This window comes from Variovorax sp. 20P10.2.4 (genome assembly GCF_058244205.1).
Genome location: NZ_JBZAYE010000004.1, coordinates 27,964 through 46,602 on the forward strand (window position 1 = coordinate 27,964; position 18,639 = coordinate 46,602).

Annotated in this window: 17 protein-coding genes; 11 read left to right on the plus strand and 6 right to left on the minus strand. The window is 68.8% G+C overall.

All coding sequences use genetic code 11. The features are described 5' to 3' along the window. The first annotated feature begins 4 nt into the window (after positions 1–4). Together AC27VN_RS00995 and AC27VN_RS01000 are read left to right on the plus strand one after the other, a co-directional pair. A complete protein-coding gene (locus AC27VN_RS00995; RefSeq protein ID WP_490875293.1) occupies positions 5–211 on the plus strand; it encodes a hypothetical protein in 207 nt (68 codons plus the stop codon). A gap of 90 nt (positions 212–301) precedes the next feature. Further along, positions 302–2,440, plus strand: coding sequence for a TonB-dependent receptor domain-containing protein (locus AC27VN_RS01000; protein WP_490875294.1), 2,139 nt, complete (start codon positions 302–304; stop codon positions 2,438–2,440). 63 nt (positions 2,441–2,503) lie between these two features. Here AC27VN_RS01000 and AC27VN_RS01005 read toward each other — a convergent pair whose 3' ends face one another. Genes AC27VN_RS01005 through AC27VN_RS01015 form a run of 3 tightly spaced genes read right to left on the minus strand, consistent with a single transcriptional unit; the run spans position 2,504 to position 5,240 of the window. Beyond that, entirely contained in the window at positions 2,504–3,379 is an 876-nt protein-coding gene (locus tag AC27VN_RS01005) for an ABC transporter permease (protein ID WP_490875295.1), read from the minus strand. Between the two features lie 29 nt (positions 3,380–3,408). Further along, on the minus strand, positions 3,409–4,227 hold the full coding sequence (locus AC27VN_RS01010) for an ABC transporter ATP-binding protein (RefSeq protein WP_490875302.1): 819 nt from the start codon (positions 4,225–4,227) through the stop codon (positions 3,409–3,411). Between the two features lie 2 nt (positions 4,228–4,229). Further along, entirely contained in the window at positions 4,230–5,240 is a 1,011-nt protein-coding gene (locus tag AC27VN_RS01015; RefSeq protein ID WP_490875296.1) for an ABC transporter substrate-binding protein, read from the minus strand. Positions 5,241–5,401: 161 nt separating this feature from the next. On the opposite strand from AC27VN_RS01015, the gene AC27VN_RS01020 reads away from it, so the two are divergent. Beyond that, entirely contained in the window at positions 5,402–6,076 is a 675-nt protein-coding gene (locus tag AC27VN_RS01020) for a response regulator transcription factor (protein WP_057596005.1), read from the plus strand. Continuing rightward, complete coding sequence (locus tag AC27VN_RS01025) at positions 6,073–7,509, plus strand: sensor histidine kinase (RefSeq protein WP_490875297.1); 1,437 nt, start codon at positions 6,073–6,075, stop codon at positions 7,507–7,509. The genes AC27VN_RS01020 and AC27VN_RS01025 overlap by 4 nt, the downstream gene beginning before the upstream one ends. A 3-nt stretch (positions 7,510–7,512) precedes the next feature. Here the strand turns inward: AC27VN_RS01025 and metK are convergent, their stop codons facing one another. Further along, on the minus strand, positions 7,513–8,694 hold the full coding sequence (gene metK / locus AC27VN_RS01030; RefSeq protein ID WP_093352062.1) for a methionine adenosyltransferase: 1,182 nt from the start codon (positions 8,692–8,694) through the stop codon (positions 7,513–7,515). Between the two features lie 221 nt (positions 8,695–8,915). Here metK and AC27VN_RS01035 point away from each other — a divergent pair, with 221 nt between their 5' ends. Further along, on the plus strand, positions 8,916–9,812 hold the full coding sequence (locus AC27VN_RS01035; protein WP_296798804.1) for a lysophospholipid acyltransferase family protein: 897 nt from the start codon (positions 8,916–8,918) through the stop codon (positions 9,810–9,812). Further along, positions 9,809–10,693 carry an LpxL/LpxP family acyltransferase gene (locus AC27VN_RS01040; protein WP_431511759.1) on the plus strand — a complete coding sequence of 295 codons (885 nt, stop codon included), beginning with the start codon at positions 9,809–9,811 and terminating at the stop codon, positions 10,691–10,693. The genes AC27VN_RS01035 and AC27VN_RS01040 overlap by 4 nt, the downstream gene beginning before the upstream one ends. Positions 10,694–10,785: 92 nt before the next feature. Here the strand turns inward: AC27VN_RS01040 and AC27VN_RS01045 are convergent, their stop codons facing one another. Next, positions 10,786–11,697 carry an alpha/beta fold hydrolase gene (locus AC27VN_RS01045; RefSeq protein WP_490875298.1) on the minus strand — a complete coding sequence of 304 codons (912 nt, stop codon included), beginning with the start codon at positions 11,695–11,697 and terminating at the stop codon, positions 10,786–10,788. Positions 11,698–11,774: 77 nt separating this feature from the next. Beyond that, the gene (gene yihA / locus AC27VN_RS01050) at positions 11,775–12,533 is read right to left on the minus strand and encodes a ribosome biogenesis GTP-binding protein YihA/YsxC (RefSeq protein WP_431511760.1); all 759 of its coding nucleotides are present in this window, start codon (positions 12,531–12,533) and stop codon (positions 11,775–11,777) included. Between the two features lie 71 nt (positions 12,534–12,604). Here yihA and AC27VN_RS01055 point away from each other — a divergent pair, with 71 nt between their 5' ends. From AC27VN_RS01055 to msrQ, 5 genes are all read left to right on the plus strand, one after another. Then, positions 12,605–13,288 (plus strand): c-type cytochrome, encoded by a 684-nt coding sequence (locus AC27VN_RS01055; RefSeq protein WP_093352047.1) that lies wholly within the window; start codon positions 12,605–12,607, stop codon positions 13,286–13,288. A 132-nt stretch (positions 13,289–13,420) separates the two neighbouring features. Continuing rightward, positions 13,421–15,598, plus strand: a complete 2,178-nt coding sequence (locus AC27VN_RS01060; protein WP_490875299.1) for a cytochrome c biogenesis protein ResB — start codon at positions 13,421–13,423, stop codon at positions 15,596–15,598. After that, positions 15,595–16,911, plus strand: coding sequence for a c-type cytochrome biogenesis protein CcsB (ccsB, locus tag AC27VN_RS01065; RefSeq protein WP_093352042.1), 1,317 nt, complete (start codon positions 15,595–15,597; stop codon positions 16,909–16,911). The genes AC27VN_RS01060 and ccsB overlap by 4 nt, the downstream gene beginning before the upstream one ends. Positions 16,912–17,029: 118 nt before the next feature. Continuing rightward, positions 17,030–18,043 carry a protein-methionine-sulfoxide reductase catalytic subunit MsrP gene (gene msrP / locus AC27VN_RS01070; protein WP_093352039.1) on the plus strand — a complete coding sequence of 338 codons (1,014 nt, stop codon included), beginning with the start codon at positions 17,030–17,032 and terminating at the stop codon, positions 18,041–18,043. A 46-nt stretch (positions 18,044–18,089) separates the two neighbouring features. Beyond that, on the plus strand, positions 18,090–18,639 hold a 550-nt coding region (gene msrQ / locus AC27VN_RS01075; protein ID WP_490875300.1), incomplete at its 3' end, for a protein-methionine-sulfoxide reductase heme-binding subunit MsrQ.

Here is an 18,639-nt window from a genome sequence, read left to right on the forward strand (position 1 = left end):
GCCCATGACCGCAAAGCATCCGCAGCACCACAGCTTCTGGCGCCTCTGGGGCTGGCCGATCGTCCTCGGCCTGCTCACTAGCTTCGGCCTGATCTCGGCGCTGTTCAGCGACGGCGGGCTCGGCGACGTCCTGGCCTGGATCACGCTCGGCATTCCGGTGGCGGTGGGCGCGTGGTATGGCTGGCGCCGTCCGCGTCCGGCCAGCGAGTAGTTCGCCTCGTCGTATCGGTTCGCGCGTTCCGCGCGCCACGGTGAGAAACCCCGAGGCTTCACGTCGGCGCGACACCGCAGAATCGGCGGCATGAAACCCGTTGCCGCCGCTGCCGTCGCCTGTCTCCTGCTCGATCTCTCCACGGCCTCGCGCGCGCAGTCTGCGACCGAAACACCGTCGCCGTTCGCGGGCGCCTCGCTGCGCGAGATCACCGTCTCCACGCCGCGCGGCGAGGTCGCGCCCTTCAACGTGCCGGGCTCGGTCGATCGCGTCGACGGCGAGTCCATGCGCGACGGCCGCCTCGGCGTGAACCTGTCCGAGAGCCTGGGCGCGGTGCCCGGGCTGCAGGTGCAGAACCGGCTCAACTACGCACAGGACCTGCAGCTCTCGATCCGCGGCTTCGGCGCGCGCTCGACCTTCGGCGTGCGCGGCGTGCGGCTCTACGTCGACGGCATTCCCGCCACCTTGCCCGACGGCCAGGGCCAGACCTCGAACATCGACATCGGCTCGCTCGACCGCGTGGAGATCCTGCGCGGTCCGTTCTCGGCGCTCTACGGCAACTCCTCGGGCGGCGTGCTGCAGGCCTTCACCGCGTCGGGCGAGGGCCGGCTGAAACTGTCCTACTCGGCGGCGGGAGGCAGCAACGGCACCTGGCGCCAGTCGCTGCAGGCCAGCGGCTCGCAGGGCGCCATCGACTACCTGCTCGGCGCCAGCCGCTTCCAGACCGACGGCTGGCGCGAGCACAGCGCCGCGCGGCGCGACATCGCCAACGGCAAGCTCGGCATCGCGCTCGACAACGGCGACCGGCTCACGCTGGTCGTCAACAGCGTGCGCATCGATGCGCAGGACCCGCTGGGCCTCACGGCCGACCAGTACGCGCTGGCGCCGCGGCTCGCGCCGCTGGCCGTGCAGTACGACACCCGCAAGACCGTCGAGCAGACCCAGGCCGGGCTGCTCTACGAGCGCCGCCTGAGCCAGACGCAGCAGTTGCGCCTGATGGTCTACGGCGGCGAGCGCAAGACCACGCAGTACCAGTCGATCCCGCCCTCGGCGCAGCAGAACCCGCTGCATGCGGGCGGCGTGATCGACCTCACGCGCCAGTACGGCGGCCTCGACCTGCGCTGGACCGGTGCCTTCACCCTGGCGGATCGTCCCTTCGAGCTGGTGGCGGGCCTGGGCTACGACAGCCTGCGCGAATGGCGCCGCGGCTACGAGAACTACCTCGGCAGCGGCGCGGCCCAGATCCTCGGCGTGCAGGGCCGGCTGCGGCGCTACGAGCGCAACGAGGTCTGGAACCTCGATCCTTATGCGCAGGCCACCTGGCGCTTCGCCGAGCGCTGGACGCTCGAGGCCGGCCTGCGGCGCAGCAGCGTGCACTTCGACTCGGGCGACCGCTACATCGTCGGCAGCAACCGCGACGACAGCGGCAGCGCGCGCTATGCCAAGACCCTGCCCGCGGCCTCGCTGCGCTTCCAGGCCACGCGCGACATCGCGCTCTACGGCTCCATCGGCCGCGGCTTCGAGACGCCGACGCTCAACGAGCTGTCGTACCGCGCGGGCGGCGCGAGCGGGCTCAACTTCGCGCTGCGGCCCTCGGTCAACGACAGCCTCGAGCTCGGCGCCAAGGCGCGGCTCGGCGGCGGGTTGCTGACCGCGGCGCTGTTTCGCACCCGCACGCGCGACGAGATCGTGACCGACACCAACCTCGGCGGCCGCGCCACCTTCCAGAACGCGGGCCGCACGCGGCGCAACGGCTTCGAGCTGGCCTGGCAGCACGAAACCGAGAACCACTGGCGCACGCAACTGGCCTACACCTGGCTCGACGCCACCTACCGCGACGCCTTCTGCTCGCCCTCGCCGTGCGCGGCCGCCAACACGGTGGGCGCGGGCAACCGCATCCCGGGCATCGCGCGGCAGTCGCTGTTCGCCTCGTTGGGCTGGGTGCCGCCCGAGGGCTGGCGCGCGGGCGTGGAGATGCGCGCGCTGGGCCGCATCAAGGCCAACGACCTCAACAGCGCGAGCGCGCCCGGCTACGCGGTCGCGGCGGCCTATGCCGGCTACCTCAAGAAGTGGGAGCGCTGGGAGTTCAACGCCTTCGCGCGCGTGGACAACCTGTTCGACCGCCGCTATGCCGGCTCGGTCATCGTCAACGAAGGCAATGCGCGCTATTTCGAGCCCGCGCCGGGGCGCAACTTGACGGTGGGCATGAGCGGTTCGTACCGCTTCTGAGCCTGCGGGCCGCCATGAAAAACGGCGGGCACTGCCCGCCGTCGCGATGGAGCGCTGAGCGCGTCAGAAGGCCGCGGGCCGCCACTTCAGCAGCCGCTTCTCGAGCGAGCTCAGCAGGAAGTCGGCCGCCAGCGCGACCACCGCGAGCACGATCATCGCCGCGAACACGCCGCTGGCATTGAAGGCGCCCTGCGCGGTCGAGATCAGGAGGCCGATGCCTTCCTTGGCGCCGAGGAACTCGCCGACCACCGCGCCGACCAGCGCGAAGCCGAAGCTCACGTGCAGGCTCGCGAGGATCCACGACATCGCCGAGGGAATCACCACCGCCATCGTGAGCTGGCGCGGCGAGGCGCCGAGGATCTGCGCGTTCGCGATCATGTACTTGTCGGCCTCGCGCACGCCCTGGAAGGCATTGCCGAAGACCACGAAGAACACCATCACCACCGCGAGCGCCACCTTCGAGGCCATGCCCAGGCCGAGCGCGATCACGAAGATCGAGCCGAGCACCACGCGCGGGATCGAGTTGGCGATCTGGATGTAGAGGCTGAACACGTCCGACAGCAGCTTGTTGCGCCCGAGCACGATGCCGCAGATCACGCCGGCGATGGAGCCGATCAGGAAGCCGATCACCGTCTCCTCGAGCGTCACCGCGACCTGCATCCACAGCGACCCCTGGGCCGTGCCGTCGCGCATCCATTCCACGAGCTGGTCGTAGATCATCGTGGGCATCGAATAGAAGAAGGGGTCGATCCACTTCAGGCGCGCCGCGAGCTCCCAGCCGCCGAGCGCGACCACCAGCACGACCAGCCGCAGCGCGATGATCATGCGGCGCCGGCCGCGGATGGCCGCCTGCGCGATCTCGGATTCGCGCGCGAGCGCGGCGTCGCTGAGGGCCGAGGGCAGTTGCGCGGCGGCAGGCGTGGTGGTGGAGGTGCTCATGGCGTTATGGGAGGGTGTGACAGCGTTGTTCATTGGATGACGACCTCTTCGCGCAGGTCGTTCCAGATGTGCTTGGACAGTTCGATGAACTGCGCGTCGTAGCGCACCTGCGCCATCACGCGCGGGCGCGGCAGATCGATCTCGTAGACGCGCTTGAGCGTGGCGGGCCGCGCCGAGAGCACGAACACGCGGTCGGCCAGCGCGATCGCCTCCTCGAGGTCGTGCGTCACGAAGACCACGCTGCCGCCGTTGTTCGACCACAGCTGCAGCAGCTCGTCCTGCATCAGCGTGCGGGTCTGCATGTCGAGCGCGGAGAAGGGCTCGTCCATCAGCAGGATCTCGGGGTCGTTGATGAAGGTCTGGGCCAGCGCCACGCGCTTGCGCATGCCGCCCGAGAGCTGGTGCGGGTAGTGCTTGCCGAACTTGCTCAGGCCCACGCGGTGGATCCACTGCTGCGCCAGTTCCATCGCTTCCTTCTTCGGCTTGCCGCGGAAGATCGGGCCGGCGGCCACGTTGTCCTCCACGCTGCGCCACGGGAACACTGCGTCGGCCTGGAACACGAAGCCGATGCGCGGATCGACGCCGGTCACCGGCTGGCCCATCACGCGCACGTGGCCGACGGTGGGCTTGAGCAGCCCGGTGATCATGTTGAGCGTGGTCGACTTGCCGCAGCCCGTGGGCCCGACGATGGCGACGAACTCGCCGCGCGCCACCGACATGCTGAAGTTGCGCAGCGCGACCGTGGCGTTGCCGTCCTGCGAGATGAAGCGCAGCGACACGTCGTCGAAGTCGATCGCGGAGGTGGTCGCGACGTTGCCGCCGCCGGGAGAGGGAGTGCCGTGGCGCATGGTCATTTCGCCGCCGCGAGGTAGGCGTTGCTGTAGGTCTTCGACAGGTCGATGTTCTTGCTCTTCACGAGCGGCTTGTAGGTGGCCAGCACCTTGAGCACGGTCTCGGGGCCGCCGGCGGGCATCTTCGCGTCGGCGGTGAACATCGGCAGCGAGGCCTTGAGCGCCTGCACGTAGAGCGCCTTGTCGTTGCCGTAGTAGTCGCGCGGCACCTTCTCGGCGATCTCCTCGGCGCTGTGCGACTGGATGTACTGCATGGTGCGCGCGAAGGCACGCGCCAGCTTGCCGGCCTCGGCCTTGTGCGACTCGGCCCAGGTGTTCTGCACGTAGAGGCTGGCGGCCGGATAGAGGCCGCCGAGCGCCTTCACCGTGTCGGCCTCGGTGCGCAGGTCGACCAGCACCTGCGCATCGCCGCTCTTGACCATCTGCGACACCGTGGGCTCGGTCGTCATGCCGGCCTGGATGCGGTCCTGCTTCATCGCGGCGATGAAGGTGTTGCCCGCGCCCACGGGCAGCAGCGAGTAGTCCTTCGAGGCCACGCCCGCGCGGTCGGCGAGGTAGCGCGTGAGGAAGTCGGTGGACGAGCCCAGCCCGGTCACGCCCAGGGTCTTGCCGCCCTTGGCGTCGGCCATGCTCTTGAAGCCGGCCGCGGCGGCCTTGGTGCTGACCAGCTCGACCTCGCCCGGCACCTTGCAGAAGACGGCGATCGCCTGGATCTCCTTGCCCTTGCTCTGCAGGTCGATGGTGTGGTCGTAGAAGCCGACCACGCCCTGCACGGCGCCGGCGATCAGCTGGTTCTCGGCGTCGACGCCCGCGGGCTGCGACTGCAGCTCGACGTTCAGGCCCTCGTCCTTGAAGTAGCCCAGCGCCTCGGTGAGCTTGGCCGGCAGGTAGATGATCTTGTTGATGCCGCCCACCATGATGGTGATGGGCGCGTCGGCGGCCTGGGCGAAAGGCGTGGCGAAGGCGGCGCAGAGGGTGGCGGCGAGCAGGGTGCGGCGGGTGGCGGACATGGGGTCGGGTGTCTCCGGTCGAGGTTGTTCGGTCGGGCCAGTCTAGGAATCGCCATCCTTCGGCCAGCTTTCAGCGCCGCGCGCGATTCCTCATGGTTATCCCTAGGCCCGTGCCCTGGCCGCCACCCTTCCTAGAATCCACGGCCACGCCCGCCGACCGCATGAAGCTGCTGCTGATCGAAGACAACCCGCAACTCGCGCACTGGCTTTCCAGCCTGCTGCGCGAACAGGACTTCGTGGTCGACCACGTCGCCAACGGCGAAGCCGCGGACCTGCAACTGGCGCAGGCCGGCTACGACGTGGTGCTGCTCGACCTCAACATCCCGGGCCTGCCGGGCAAGGCCGTGCTGCGCCGGCTGCGCGAACGCGGCGACACGGTGCCGGTGATCATCCTCACGGCCACCGCCTCGCTCGACCAGAAGGTGCTGTGCCTGGAGATCGGCGCCGACGACTACCTGGTGAAGCCCTTCGAGATCCGCGAGCTGGTGGCGCGCATCAAGGTGCTGGTGCGCCGGCAGATGCCGGGCAAGGCCAACGACATCGCCTGCGGCGACCTGCGCTACGACCTGCGCACGCGCCAGTTCGCGCTGGCCGGCGAGGAACTCGCGCTGCCGCCGCGCGAGCGCACGCTGCTCGAGACCCTGATGCTCAAGGCCGGCAGCACGGTGTCGAAGCAGGCGCTGATCGACGCCATCTTCGGCCTCGACGACGAGCCCAGCGCGGATGCGGTGGACATCTACATCCATCGCCTGCGCAAGAAGCTCGAGGCCAGCCAGGCCACCATCATCACGCTGCGCGGCGTGGGCTACCTGCTGCGCACGCGCCAGGAAGAATGAAGAAGCGCTCCAGCCTGCGCCTGCGCCTCGCGCTGTGGCTGCTGCTGCCGCTGTCGCTGTTCGTCGCGCTGTGCGGCTGGCTCAACTGGCGCAACGCCGCGGGCGTGGCCGACTACGTGCAGGACCACGACCTGCTGTCCTCGGCCAAGGTGCTGTCGGACCGGCTGATCTGGGAGGACGACGACGTGCAGGCCAGCGTGCCGCCGTCGGCGCTGAGCCTGTTCGTCTCGCCCGAGCACGACCGCGTGTTCCTCAGCGTGACGGGCGCCAACGGCGAGGTGCTGGCCGGCTCGGCCGACTTCCCGCTGCCCGCGCGGCGCAAACCCGAGGGCGTCGACCGCGCCCAGTGGTACGACACGGAATTCGCGGGCCTGCCGCTGCGCGCGGTCGTCACCACGCGCTCGATGTACGAGGTCGGCGGCGCGCGCGACATCACCATCGCCGTCGGCAAGACCGAGCGCAGCCGCGACCACATGCTGCGCACGCTGTGGTGGCCGTCGATGGAGTACCTGCTGATCGCGCTGGCGCTGGCCATCGCGCTCGCCGTGGCGGCGCTGACGCTGGAGCTGCGGCCCATCGTGCGGCTGAGCCAGCAGCTCGCGCAGCGCGATCCGCTGCATCTGGACCTGGTGGTGGATCCCGGCGCGCTGCACTCCGAGCTGCGGCCTGTGGCCGACACCATCAACCGCTTCGTCGCGCAGCTGCGCGCGCACTCGGAGGCGCAGCGGCGCTTCATCGCCGATGCGGCGCACCAGCTGCGCACGCCGCTGGCGATGCAGGCCTCGCAGATCGAGTACGCACGCTACACGCGCCAGCACCGCGGCGAGTGGGACACGCGCCGGGCCGACATGGATGCGATGTGGCTCGCGATGCAGACCAGCAACCGGCGGCTGGTCGACGTCACCAACAAGCTGCTGCTGCTCGCGCAGGCCGAGCATGGCGATGCGCACACGCGGCTCGAGCGGGTCGACCTCGCGGCGGTGGCGCTGCGTTGCGTCGAGCAGCTCGCGGCGCTGGCGGACCGGCGTCGCATCGACCTGGGATTGGAGGCGACTGGCACGGCCTTCGTGCGGGCGCAGCCGGCGCTGCTCGATGCGCTGGTCAGCAACCTGCTCGACAACGCGCTGCGCTACACGCAGGAGGGCGGTCGGGTGACGCTGGGCGTGGGCGTAGACGAGGCCGCGGACGCGGTCGTGCTGAGCGTGGAGGACAACGGCCCCGGCATTCCCGCCGAGGCGCGCGAGCGCGTGTTCGAGCGCTTCTACCGGGTGGCGCAAGACAGCGAGGGAACGGGGCTGGGACTGGCCATCGTGCGCGAGATCGCGCGGGCCTTCGAAGCCGATGTGGACCTGGCGGCCAACCCGCGCGAGGCGAGCGGGCTGCTGGTCACGGTGCGTTTTCCGCCGGCGGGGCCGGCGGAAAACGCGGGGTAGGCCTCAGAGGCCGGCGGCAGCGCGCAGGGCCGCGGCCTGCGTGGTCGCTTCCCAGGTGAACTCGGGCTCCTCGCGGCCGAAGTGGCCGTAGGCGGCGGTCTTCTGGTAGATCGGGCGCAGCAGGTCGAGCATCTGGATGATGCCCTTCGGACGCAGGTCGAAGTGCTCGCGCACGAGTTCGGCGATCTTCTCGTCGGGGATCACGCCGGTGCCTTCGGTGTAGACCGTGATGTTCATCGGCTGGGCCACGCCGATGGCGTAGGCCACCTGGATCTGGCACTGGCGCGCCAGGCCGGCGGCCACGATGTTCTTCGCCACGTAGCGCGCGGCATAGGCGGCCGAGCGGTCGACCTTCGAGGGGTCCTTGCCCGAGAACGCGCCGCCGCCGTGCGGGCAGGCGCCGCCGTAGGTGTCGACGATGATCTTGCGGCCGGTGAGGCCGCAGTCGCCCTGCGGGCCGCCGATGACGAAGCGGCCGGTCGGGTTGATCAGGTAGCGCGTGTTCTGCAGCCATTCCTTGGGCAGCACGGGCTTGATGATCTCCTCGATGATGGCTTCGTTGAACGAGGCCTTCATCTTGGTCGGCGTCTCGCTCTGGTCGGGGCTGTGCTGGGTCGAGAGCACCACGGTGTCGATGCTGTGCGGCTTGCCGTCGACGTAGCGCATCGTCACCTGGCTCTTGGCGTCGGGACGCAGGAAGGGCAGGCGGCCGTCCTTGCGCAGCTGGGCCTGGCGCTCGACCAGGCGGTGCGCGTAGTAGATCGGCGCGGGCATCAGCTCGGGCGTTTCGTCGCAGGCGTAGCCGAACATCAGGCCCTGGTCGCCGGCGCCGGTGTTCAGGTGGTCGTCCGATGCGTGGTCGACGCCCTGGGCGATGTCGTTGGACTGCTTGTCGTAGCAGACCATGACCGCGCAGCCCTTGTAGTCGATGCCGTAGTCGGTGTTGTCGTAGCCGATGCGCTTGATGGTGTCGCGCGCGACCTGGATGTAGTCGACGTGCGCGTTGGTCGTGATTTCGCCGGCGAGCACCACGAGGCCGGTGTTGGTCAGCGTCTCGGCGGCCACGCGGCTGCGCGGGTCCTGCTCGAAGATCGCGTCCAGGATGGCGTCCGAGATCTGGTCGGCCACCTTGTCGGGGTGGCCTTCGGAGACGGATTCGGAAGTGAAGAGGAAGTCGTTCGCCATTTGTTCAAAGCTCCTTGAAGTGGTTTGGCGCGTTGCCAACTCTGCGGAGCCCTGGCGAACGCTTTAGCAGAATGCCGATGAGCCATCGGCGGGCACAATCGCCATGCGGCGCCCGTGCTTGTCGCCCTGCAAGTTGTTCCGTAACTCGGCGACAATTTCGATTCTATTCGAGCCGCGCCAAACCGTGCGCGCGCGTCCTTGACCCCATTCCCGACCTGTCCATGATCGCTCTCTTCCGATTGCTTGCCCGCGTACCGATGCCCGTGATGCATTGGTTCGGCGCGGGGCTCGGATGGCTGGTCTGGGCCCTGGCGCCCGACTACCGGAGGCGCTTCCGGGCCAATGCCCACAGCGCCGGCTTCGGCCCCGACGCCTACCGCCCGGCCATCGCCGCGGCCGGCAAGATGGCCTCCGAACTGCCCTGGCTCTGGCTGCGCCCCCATGGCGAGACGGTGCTGCCGCGCGTGCTGCGCTGGGAGGGCGTGGAAGCCTTCGAGGCCGCGCTGCAGGCGAAGAAGGGCGTGATCCTGGTCGCGCCCCACCTGGGCAGCTGGGAGATGTGCGGCCAGGCGATCGGCGAGCGTTTCCATGAACGCTATGGCCCGATCACCGCGCTGTTCCGTCCCGCGCGCAAGAAGTGGATGGCCGCGCTGATCGCCGCCGGCTCGCGCGACCGGCCCGGGCTGCAGACCCTGCCGACCAGCATCACCGGCGTGCGCGGCCTGATGCGCACGTTGCGCAACGGCGGCTACACCGGCATCCTGCCCGACCAGGTGCCGCCGCTGGGGCAGGGCGTGTGGGCGCCGTTCCTGGGCCGGCCCGCCTACACCATGAGCCTGCTGCCGCGGCTCGCGCAGCAGACCGGCGCGGCCTGCTTCCTCAGCGTCTGCGAACGGCTGCCGCGCGGCGCGGGCTACGTGATCCGCTTCGAGCCGATCGTGGGCACCGCGCTGACCGACCCGAAGGCCTCGCTCGAGGACGCGGCCGCGGCCATGAACGAGGCCATCGGCCGCCTGATCCGCAGCCTGCCGGGCCAGTACGTGTGGGACTACGCGCGCTACAAGGAACCGCGCGGCGACGCGCCCGTGGTGGCCGAGGCCGGGGGGGCTGCACGATGAGTCTGGGTTCCCGTCTGGGCATCGGCTTCATGCGCGTGATCGCGCCGCTGCCGCTGCCGCTGGTGCGTGGCTTCGGCGCCTTCCTGGGCCGCGTGCTGCACACGATCGCGCTGCCGCGCCGGCGCGTGGTCGACACCAACCTCGCGGTCTGCTTCCCCGAGAAGTCCGAGGCCGAGCGGCGCGCGATCGCGAAGGAAAGCTTCGTCTACGTGGCGCAATCTTGGCTCGACCGCAGCTGGCTCTGGCATGCGCCCGAGAAGGTGGTGGCGAGCCGGCTGAAGATCGTGGGCGCGGCCGCGGAGATCCGCGAGATCGCCGAGGGCAGCGAGCCGATGATTTTGTTCGCGCCGCACTTCTACGGCCTGGACGCCGCGGCCACCGCGCTCACGATGCACACGGCGCGGCCCTCGGCCACCATCTACACGACCCAGCGCGACCCGATGGTCGATGCCTGGATCCGCGAGGGCCGCACGCGCTTCGGCGACGTGGCGGCGCTCAACCGGGTCGACGGCATCAAGCCGGTGCTCTCGGGGCTGCGCAAGGGCGGGCTGCTGTACCTGCTGCCCGACATGGACTTCGGCCGCGACCAGACCATCTTCGTGCCCTTCTACGGCGTGCAGGCGGCCACCGTGCCGTCACTCTCGCGCTTCGCTCGGCTGGGCAAGGCGAAGGTGGTGCCGATCGTCGCGAAGCTCACGCGCGGGGGCTACGAGATCGAGGTGCTCGAGACCTGGCGCAACTTCCCGACCGACGACGTCGAGGCCGACACCGCGCTGATGAACACGCGGCTGCAGGGCTACATCGATCCGATGCCGGCCCAGTACTACTGGGTGCACCGCCGCTTCAAGACCCGCCCCGAAGGCGACCCGCCGATCTACTGAGCCCCCCGGCTTTTCAGTCGCTTCGCGCCTGTAACTCCACCCCCCGAGGGGGGAGGCGCGGTCCGCCTTGGGGCGGCCCGGCGGCGGCCGCCTCAGTGGCGATTGAGGAAGGCCTCGATCTCGCTCGCCACGAGCCGCGGCTGCTCGTGCACGATCCAGTGGGTGGCGTTCGGCACCTTCTTGACCACGAGATCGGGCACGTACTCGTCGAGCCCTTCGAGCAGGCCCGGCAGCAGCGCGGCGTCGTCGAGCGCCCAGAACACGAAGGTCGGCACGTTGACCACCAGCCGCTCGCGCGGCAGCACCGGGATGCCGTCGATGGTCTGGCCCGGCAGCGGCGGCTTCATCGGCGTCACGCGGTAGAGGTTGCAGGCACCCGTGAGGCCCGCGCTCCAGACCTCGCGGTACTGCTGCTTCACCTCCTCGGTGAGCCAGCCGAAGCCGTCGGGGCCGGCCTTCATCAGCAGGAAGAAGGGCCACATGCGCTTGAAGTCGTCGGCCGCGAGCAGGGCCTCGGCATCGGGCCGCGCGAGGAAGTTCATGTAGGCGCTGGCCTGCTGCTGCGCCGCGCTGTTGCGCAGCTCGCGCGTGAAGGTGCCGGGATGCGGCGAGTTGATGATCACCAGCTTGCCGACCTGCTGCGGGAACGCGTTGGCATAGCCCCAGCCGAAGGCGCCGCCCCAGTCGTGCGCGACCAGCGCGGCCATGGTGCCGTCCTTGCTCTCGGTGGCCACCAGTTGCTGGATGTCCTGGATCAGCAGCTGCGCCTTGTACTCGGCCACCTCGGTGGGCGCGCTCGACTTCTCGAAGCCGCGCAGGTTCGGCGCCACGCAGCGGTAGCCGCCATGCGCGGGGTCGGCGAAGTAGGCGAGCAGTTCGTCCCAGATGAACGCGGCCTCGGGAAAGCCGTGCAGGAACACCATCAGCGGGCGGCCGGGCTCGCCGGCGGCGCGGCAGCTCAGGGTGATGCCGTTGGGCAGGCTGCGTTGGAAGGTCTCGATCATGCGTCTTGTCTCCTCTTGGTTGCTATCTTTTCGATAGTGAATTCGGCAGATGGGACGGCCGCTGCAGCCGGTCGTGCTCAGGATTCCTCGGGCGGCTCCGCGGCGGGCCCGCCGCTGTCCTCGTCGGGCTGGGCCGAGGCATCCTCCGTGTGGACCCAGCGCGACAGCAGTTCGGCCGCCTCGCCCACGCCCTGTTTCTTCAGTGCCGAGAACAGTTTGACCTCGCCGCCGCCGGCCTGCAGTCGCACGATGGACAGCACCTTCGCGCCCTCGGAGCGCGTGAGCTTGTCGGACTTGGTCAGCAGCACCAGGAACTTGAGGCCCTGCTCGACGCGCGGGCGGATCACCTCGAGCAGGATCTCGTCGAGCTCGGTCAGGCCGTGGCGCGGATCGCACATCAGCACCACGCCGCGCAGGTTCTCGCGCGTCATCAGGTAGTTGCCCATCACGCGCTGCCAGCGCAGCTTGGCCTCGCGCGGCACGGCCGCGTAGCCGTAGCCGGGCAGGTCGGCGAGCACCGCGTCGTCGACCTTCTGCCGGCCGATGCCGAACAGGTTGATGTGCTGCGTGCGGCCCGGCGTCTTCGAGGCGAAGGCCAGCCGCGTCTGCTGCGTGAGCGTGTTGATGGCGGTGGACTTGCCGGCGTTGGAGCGGCCGACGAAGGCGATCTCGGGCAGGGCGAAGGGCGGCAGGTGCTCGAGCTGCGGGGCGCTGGTCAGGAAGTGCGCGGTGTGCAGCCAGCCCAGCGCGGCACGTTCGCGTTCGGCGGTCTCGGGGTCTTTGGCGGGGGCCGCGCGGGAAGGAAATGCGGTGCTCTTGCGCGACGGCGTGGTCATCAATGGGCTTTCGGAACGGGGCGCCATTGTAGAATCGCGGGGTTTTGCGCCAATAAATTCGAGCCCCCGATATGAAGTTGTTTGCCAATTTTCTGCTTGCGGCCCTCGTGGGGATCGCTGGTACCGCAGTCAGCACTGGTGCTTTTGCCGAGGAGACGGCAGCCGCACCGACCACACCGGTCAAGGCCAAGCCCGACCCGGCCAAGGGCGACACCATCTTCAATGCCACCCCGGCCAACAGCCAGAGCTGCGCCTCCTGCCACAACGCGGATGGCAACTCGGCGATCCCGGCCAATCCCAAGCTGGCGCAGCAGCACCCCGAATACATCCTCAAGCAGCTCGAGGACTTCAAGTCCGGCAAGCGCAAGAGCGCGATCATGAAGCCGCTGGCCTCGGCGCTGTCCGAGGAGGACATGCGCAACATCGCCTGGTTCGTCGGCTCGAAGAAGGTCAAGCCCGGCTTCTCGAAGGACAAGGACACCATCGCCCTGGGCGAGCGGATCTACCGCGGCGGCATCGCCGACCGCCAGGTCCCGGCCTGCGCCGGCTGCCACAGCCCGAACGGCGCCGGCATGCCCGCGCAGTACCCGCGCCTGGGCGGCCAGCACGCCGACTACACCGCGGCCCAGCTCACGGCCTTCCGCGGCGACGGCACCACGGTGCGCGCCAACAACGCCGTGATGACCGGCGTGGCCGCCAAGCTCAACGACCGCGAAATCAAGGCCGTGGCCGACTACATCGCCGGTCTGCGTTGATCCCGCACGCGCGAGCGTGAACTAACCGCCGACAACAACCCCAAAAGAGGGCGGGCCGATCCAGAAGGATGGCCCGCCCTTTTGCGTTTCGCTTCTTCCGGACGCCTTTTCTTCTCTCTTCTCTAGCAATCGATGTCAGTCTCCACTCACGGCCTTCGCGTCCATCGCGGCCCGCAAGCGGTTCGCGCGGCGGTGGAACTGCTGTCGTCGATGCGCTTCGCGATCGCGCTGCTCACGATCATCTGCATCGCCTCGATCATTGGCACGGTGCTCAAGCAGCACGAGCCGATCAACAACTACATCAACCAGTTCGGGCCATTCTGGGCCGAGGTGTTCCGCGCCGCGCGGCTCGACTCGATCTACAGCGCCTGGTGGTTCCTGCTGATCCTGCTGTTCCTGGTGATCAGCACCACGCTGTGCATCGTGCGCAACACGCCGCGCATCGTGGTCGAGCTGCGCACCTTCAAGGAAGACATCCGCACCCAGAGCCTCAAGGCCTTCGGCCAGCGCGCGCAGACGCAGCTCGGCGAAACGCCCGACATGGCGGCCAACCGCATCGGCCAGCTGCTCGTGAGCGGCGGCTGGAAGGTCAAGCTGCAGCAGCGCGAGGCCACGGGCGACGGCAAGACGCCGGCCGGCTGGATGGTCGCCGCGCGTGCCGGCGGGGCGCACAAGCTCGGCTACATCGCGGCGCACAGCGCCATCGTGCTGGTGTGCATCGGCGGCCTGCTCGACGGCGACCTCGTGGTGCGCGCACAGACCTGGTTCAACGGCAAGAGCGTGTTCACCGGCGGCGGCATGATCGCCGACGTGCCGCCGCAGCACCGGCTGTCGGCCAGCAATCCGACCTTCCGCGGCAACATCCTGGTGCCCGAGGGCGGGCAGGGCAGCGTGGCGATCCTCAACCAGGCCGACGGCGTGCTGCTGCAGGAGCTGCCGTTCTCGATCGAGCTCAAGAAGTTCATCGTCGACTACTACTCGACCGGCATGCCCAAGCTGTTCGCGAGTGAGGTGGTGCTGCACGATCGCGAGACCGGCGCGCAGGTGCCCGCGCGCATCGAGGTCAACCATCCGGCCAGCTACAAGGGCGTGGAGATCTACCAGTCGAGCTTCGACGATGGCGGCTCGACGGTGAAGCTCAAGGCGGTGCCGATGGCGGCCGCGGCCAAGCCTTTCGAGGTCGAGGGCGTGATCGGCGGCCCGAGCAGCGAGATCACCAACGGCAAGGAGAAGCTCACGCTGGAGTTCGCCGCGCTGCGCGTGATCAACGTCGAGAACTTCGCCGACGGCGGCGCCATGGGCAGCGGCGCCGACGTGCGCAAGGTCGACCTGCGCCACGACATCGAGTCGCGCCTGGGCGCGGCCAACAAGACCAACAAGCCCAAGGTGCTGCGCAACATCGGCCCGAGCATCGGTTACAAGCTGCGCGACGCGGCCGGCCAGGCGCGCGAGTACCAGAACTACATGGTGCCGGTCGACACCGGCGACGGCCAGCCGGTGTTCCTGCTGGGCATGCGCGAGAAGCCCGAGGAGCCGTTCCGCTACCTGCGCGTGCCGGCCGACGAGCAGGGCTCGATGGACGGCTTCGTGCGCATGCGCGCCACGCTCGAGGACCCGGCGATGCGCGCGCGCGCCATCGAGCGCTACATCGCCAAGGCCAGCGATCCGCAGCGCCCCGAGATGGCCGACCAGCTGCGGGTGTCGGCCACGCGCGCGCTCGCGCTGTTCGCGGGCAGCGAGCCCGCGCGCGCCGATGCCGCCGCCTCCGCGGGCGGCTGGCAGGCGATCGCCGAATTCATGGAGAGCAACGTGCCCGAGGCCGAGCGCGAGCGCGCGGGCGCGGTGCTGGTGCGCATCCTCAACGACGTGCTGTACGAGGTGCTGAACCTCAGCCGCGAAGGCGCGGGCCTCGCGGCCCTGCCCGGCGACGAGAAGTCGCAGGCCTTCCTCACGCAGGCGGTGATCGCGCTGAGCGACGCCCACTTCTATCCGGCCCCGGTCGCGATGATGATGACCGACTTCACCCAGGTGCAGGCCAGCGTGTTCCAGGTGGCGCGCGCCCCTGGCAAGAACGTCGTCTATCTGGGCTGTCTGTTGCTGATCGTCGGGATTTTTGCCATGCTGTACGTGCGCGAGCGTCGGCTCTGGGTGTGGCTGACACCCGCCGGCGCCGCCGGAGACAACACCACCGAGACAGCCGCGACGATGGCGTTCTCGGTCAATCGCAAGACCATCGACAGCGATCGGGAGTTCGAGCATCTGAAGCACAAGCTGCTCGCCCTGAAGAAAGAAGAGCCAGCCTCACCATGAACACCACCACCCTCACGCTCAACGAAAGCTGGCTCTCGCGGCGCAACCTGTTCGACTGGGTGTTCGCGGCGCTAGTGCTCGCGGGCGGCCTGTTCGCCTTCGCGCGCCACGCGGGCTCGATGGATTCCTACGAGAAGCCGATCCTGGTGGGTGCGCTGATCTGCGTGATCGCCATGGGCTGGTTCTGGCGCCCGCTGCGGGTGCTGGCGATCGTGGTCGCGGCGGCCTCGCTGCTGGCCATCGCGTCCTACCAGGGCGACCTGGCGCGGGCCGACACCGTGTTCTGGCTCAAGTACTTCCTCTCGAGCCAGTCGGCCATCCTCTGGATGAGCGTGCTGTTCTTCATGAGCACGCTGTTCTACTGGCTCGGTTTCTTCGGCGGCAAGCAGGGCGATGCGCTCGAGGCGATCGGTTCGCGGCTGGCCTGGGCCGCCATCACCATGGCGCTGATCGGCACCATGGTGCGCTGGTACGAAAGCCACCAGCTCGGCCCCGACATCGGCCACATTCCGGTCAGCAACCTCTACGAGGTGTTCGTGTTGTTCTGCTGGCTCACGGCCGCGTTCTATCTCTACTACGAAGAGCACTACCGCACGCGCGCGCTGGGCGCCTTCGTGATGCTGGTGGTGAGCGCGGCGGTCGGCTTCCTGCTCTGGTACACGCTGGTGCGCCAGGCTCACGAGATCCAGCCGCTGGTGCCCGCGCTGCAGAGTTGGTGGATGAAGCTGCACGTGCCCGCCAACTTCATCGGCTACGGCACCTTCTCTCTCGCGGCCATGGTGGCCTTCGCCTACCTCGTGAAGGAACAGGCGAGCGAAACCCGCTGGTACAAGCTCACGCCGATCTGGCTGCTGGGCATGGCGCTGTGCTTCGTGCCGGTGGCGTTCCGCCAGCGCGTGCAGGAGGCCGGCGGCAGCTACTGGGTCGCCTATGCGGCGATCTCGGCGCTGATCGCGGCCGGCATCCTGCTGGGGCGCAAGCGCATCGCGGCGCGCCTGCCGGCCAACGAGGTGCTCGACGACGTCATGTACAAGTCGATCGCGGTCGGCTTCGCCTTCTTCACCATCGCCACCGTGCTGGGCGCGCTGTGGGCGGCCGATGCCTGGGGCGGCTACTGGAGCTGGGACCCGAAGGAGACCTGGGCGCTGATCGTCTGGCTCAACTACGCGGCCTGGCTGCACATGCGCCTGGTCAAGGGCCTGCGCGGCACCGTGGCGGCCTGGTGGGCGCTCGCGGGGCTGGCGGTCACGACCTTCGCCTTCCTCGGCGTCAACATGTTCCTGAGCGGCCTGCACAGCTACGGCACGCTGTAGGCGCGCGCCGGCCGCCTTTCGCGAAGAATTGAAACCGCACGCCCCGCGTGCGCGTAACCGAATCGGGGGTAGCCACGAACTACCTTCCGAGTACAACGATTCCAGCGAAAGGCCCGTCATGTCGTTCCATTCCCGTCCGTCGCGCCGCAGCTCCAGCGGTTTCATCCATCCGCTGTCCAGCGAGATCACGCCGCGCGCCCTCTACGAAGGCCGGCGCGACCTGCTCAAGCTGATGGCCGGCGGTGCCGCCGGTGCCGCGCTGGCCTCCTTCGCGGGCCGCGAGGCGCTGGCCCAGACGGCGCGGCCGAACAAGCTGGAAGCGCTGCCGGGCGCGAAGTCCGCGGTGCCCGGCGCGCAGACGATGGAAAAGCTCACCGACTACAAGGACGCGACGAGCTACAACAACTACTACGAGTTCGGCACCGACAAGGGCGATCCGGTCAAGAACGCCGGCACGCTCAAGACCCGGCCCTGGACCGTCGAGGTCGAGGGGCTGGTGAAGAAGCCCGGCAAGTACGCGATCGAGGACCTGCTCAAGCTCAGCGCGCAGGAAGAGCGCATCTACCGGCTGCGCTGCGTCGAGGGCTGGTCGATGGTGATCCCGTGGGTCGGCTATTCGCTGGCCGAGCTCATCAAGAAGGTCGAGCCGCAGGGCAATGCCAAGTTCATCGAGTTCGTGACCCTGGCCGATCCCAAGACCATGCCCTTCGTCGGCTCGCGCGTGCTCGACTGGCCCTACACCGAGGGCCTGCGCATGGACGAGGCGATGCATCCGCTCACGCTGCTGGCCTTCGGCATGTACGGCGAGGTGCTGCCGAACCAGAACGGCGCGCCCGTGCGGCTCGTGGTGCCATGGAAGTACGGCTTCAAGTCGGCCAAGTCGATCGTGAAGATCCGCTTCGTCGAGAAGGAGCCGAGCACCGCCTGGAACAAGGCGGCGGCGCAGGAGTACGGCTTCTATTCGAACGTGAACCCGAACGTCGACCATCCGCGCTGGAGCCAGGCGACCGAGCGCCGCATCGGCGACGGCGGCGGCCTGTTCGCCAAGCGCAACAAGACGCTGCTGTTCAACGGCTACGAAGCGCAGGTCGGCCAGCTCTATGCGGGCATGGACCTGAAGAAGAACTACTGAGGCGGGCGCGCACCCCTGCCTCTGGCAGGGGCGCGACCCGAACGCCATGAACAAGCTGCTGCTGCATCCCGCCGCCAAGCCTTTCGTCTTCCTGCTGTGCTTGCTGCCGTTCGCGTGGCTGGCCTACGGCGTGGTGGTCGATCAGCTGGGCCCCAATCCCCAGGAGTACCTGATCCGCGCGACCGGCGACTGGACCTTGCGCTTCCTGTGCATCGTGCTGACGGTCACGCCGCTGCGCGTGACGACGAAGTGGAACGGGCTCGCGCGCTTTCGGCGCATGCTGGGCCTGTACGCCTACTTCTACGTGGTGCTGCACCTGCTGTGCTACGCGTGGTTCGACATGGGGCTCGACTGGGGCGAGATCGCGAAGGACATCGCGAAGCGGCCGTTCATCCTGGTGGGCTTCTCGGCCTTCGTGCTGCTGACCCCGCTGGCGCTGACTTCGTTCAACCGCGCGATCAAGGCCATGGGTGCGAAGCGCTGGCAGCTGCTGCACAAGCTGGTCTACCTGATCGCGGGGCTCGGGCTGCTGCACTTCTTCTGGATGCGCGCGGGCAAGAACAACTTCGCCGAGGTGTTCGTCTACGCGGCGATCA

What these genes read in the sequence shown, in the direction of transcription:
- AC27VN_RS01035 (WP_296798804.1), top strand. Translation starts at nt 8,916, where the DNA reads ATGATCGCTCTCTTCCGATTGCTTGCCCGCGTACCGATGCCCGTGATG.
- AC27VN_RS01010 (WP_490875302.1), bottom strand. Translation starts at nt 4,227, where the DNA reads ATGCGCCACGGCACTCCCTCTCCCGGCGGCGGCAACGTCGCGACCACC.
- AC27VN_RS01045 (WP_490875298.1), bottom strand. Translation starts at nt 11,697, where the DNA reads ATGATCGAGACCTTCCAACGCAGCCTGCCCAACGGCATCACCCTGAGC.
- msrP (WP_093352039.1), top strand. Translation starts at nt 17,030, where the DNA reads ATGTCGTTCCATTCCCGTCCGTCGCGCCGCAGCTCCAGCGGTTTCATC.
- AC27VN_RS01040 (WP_431511759.1), top strand. Translation starts at nt 9,809, where the DNA reads ATGAGTCTGGGTTCCCGTCTGGGCATCGGCTTCATGCGCGTGATCGCG.
- metK (WP_093352062.1), bottom strand. Translation starts at nt 8,694, where the DNA reads ATGGCGAACGACTTCCTCTTCACTTCCGAATCCGTCTCCGAAGGCCAC.
- AC27VN_RS01025 (WP_490875297.1), top strand. Translation starts at nt 6,073, where the DNA reads ATGAAGAAGCGCTCCAGCCTGCGCCTGCGCCTCGCGCTGTGGCTGCTG.
- AC27VN_RS01015 (WP_490875296.1), bottom strand. Translation starts at nt 5,240, where the DNA reads ATGTCCGCCACCCGCCGCACCCTGCTCGCCGCCACCCTCTGCGCCGCC.
- yihA (WP_431511760.1), bottom strand. Translation starts at nt 12,533, where the DNA reads ATGACCACGCCGTCGCGCAAGAGCACCGCATTTCCTTCCCGCGCGGCC.
- AC27VN_RS01005 (WP_490875295.1), bottom strand. Translation starts at nt 3,379, where the DNA reads ATGAGCACCTCCACCACCACGCCTGCCGCCGCGCAACTGCCCTCGGCC.
- AC27VN_RS01060 (WP_490875299.1), top strand. Translation starts at nt 13,421, where the DNA reads ATGTCAGTCTCCACTCACGGCCTTCGCGTCCATCGCGGCCCGCAAGCG.
- AC27VN_RS01020 (WP_057596005.1), top strand. Translation starts at nt 5,402, where the DNA reads ATGAAGCTGCTGCTGATCGAAGACAACCCGCAACTCGCGCACTGGCTT.
- AC27VN_RS01055 (WP_093352047.1), top strand. Translation starts at nt 12,605, where the DNA reads ATGAAGTTGTTTGCCAATTTTCTGCTTGCGGCCCTCGTGGGGATCGCT.
- AC27VN_RS00995 (WP_490875293.1), top strand. Translation starts at nt 5, where the DNA reads ATGACCGCAAAGCATCCGCAGCACCACAGCTTCTGGCGCCTCTGGGGC.
- ccsB (WP_093352042.1), top strand. Translation starts at nt 15,595, where the DNA reads ATGAACACCACCACCCTCACGCTCAACGAAAGCTGGCTCTCGCGGCGC.
- AC27VN_RS01000 (WP_490875294.1), top strand. Translation starts at nt 302, where the DNA reads ATGAAACCCGTTGCCGCCGCTGCCGTCGCCTGTCTCCTGCTCGATCTC.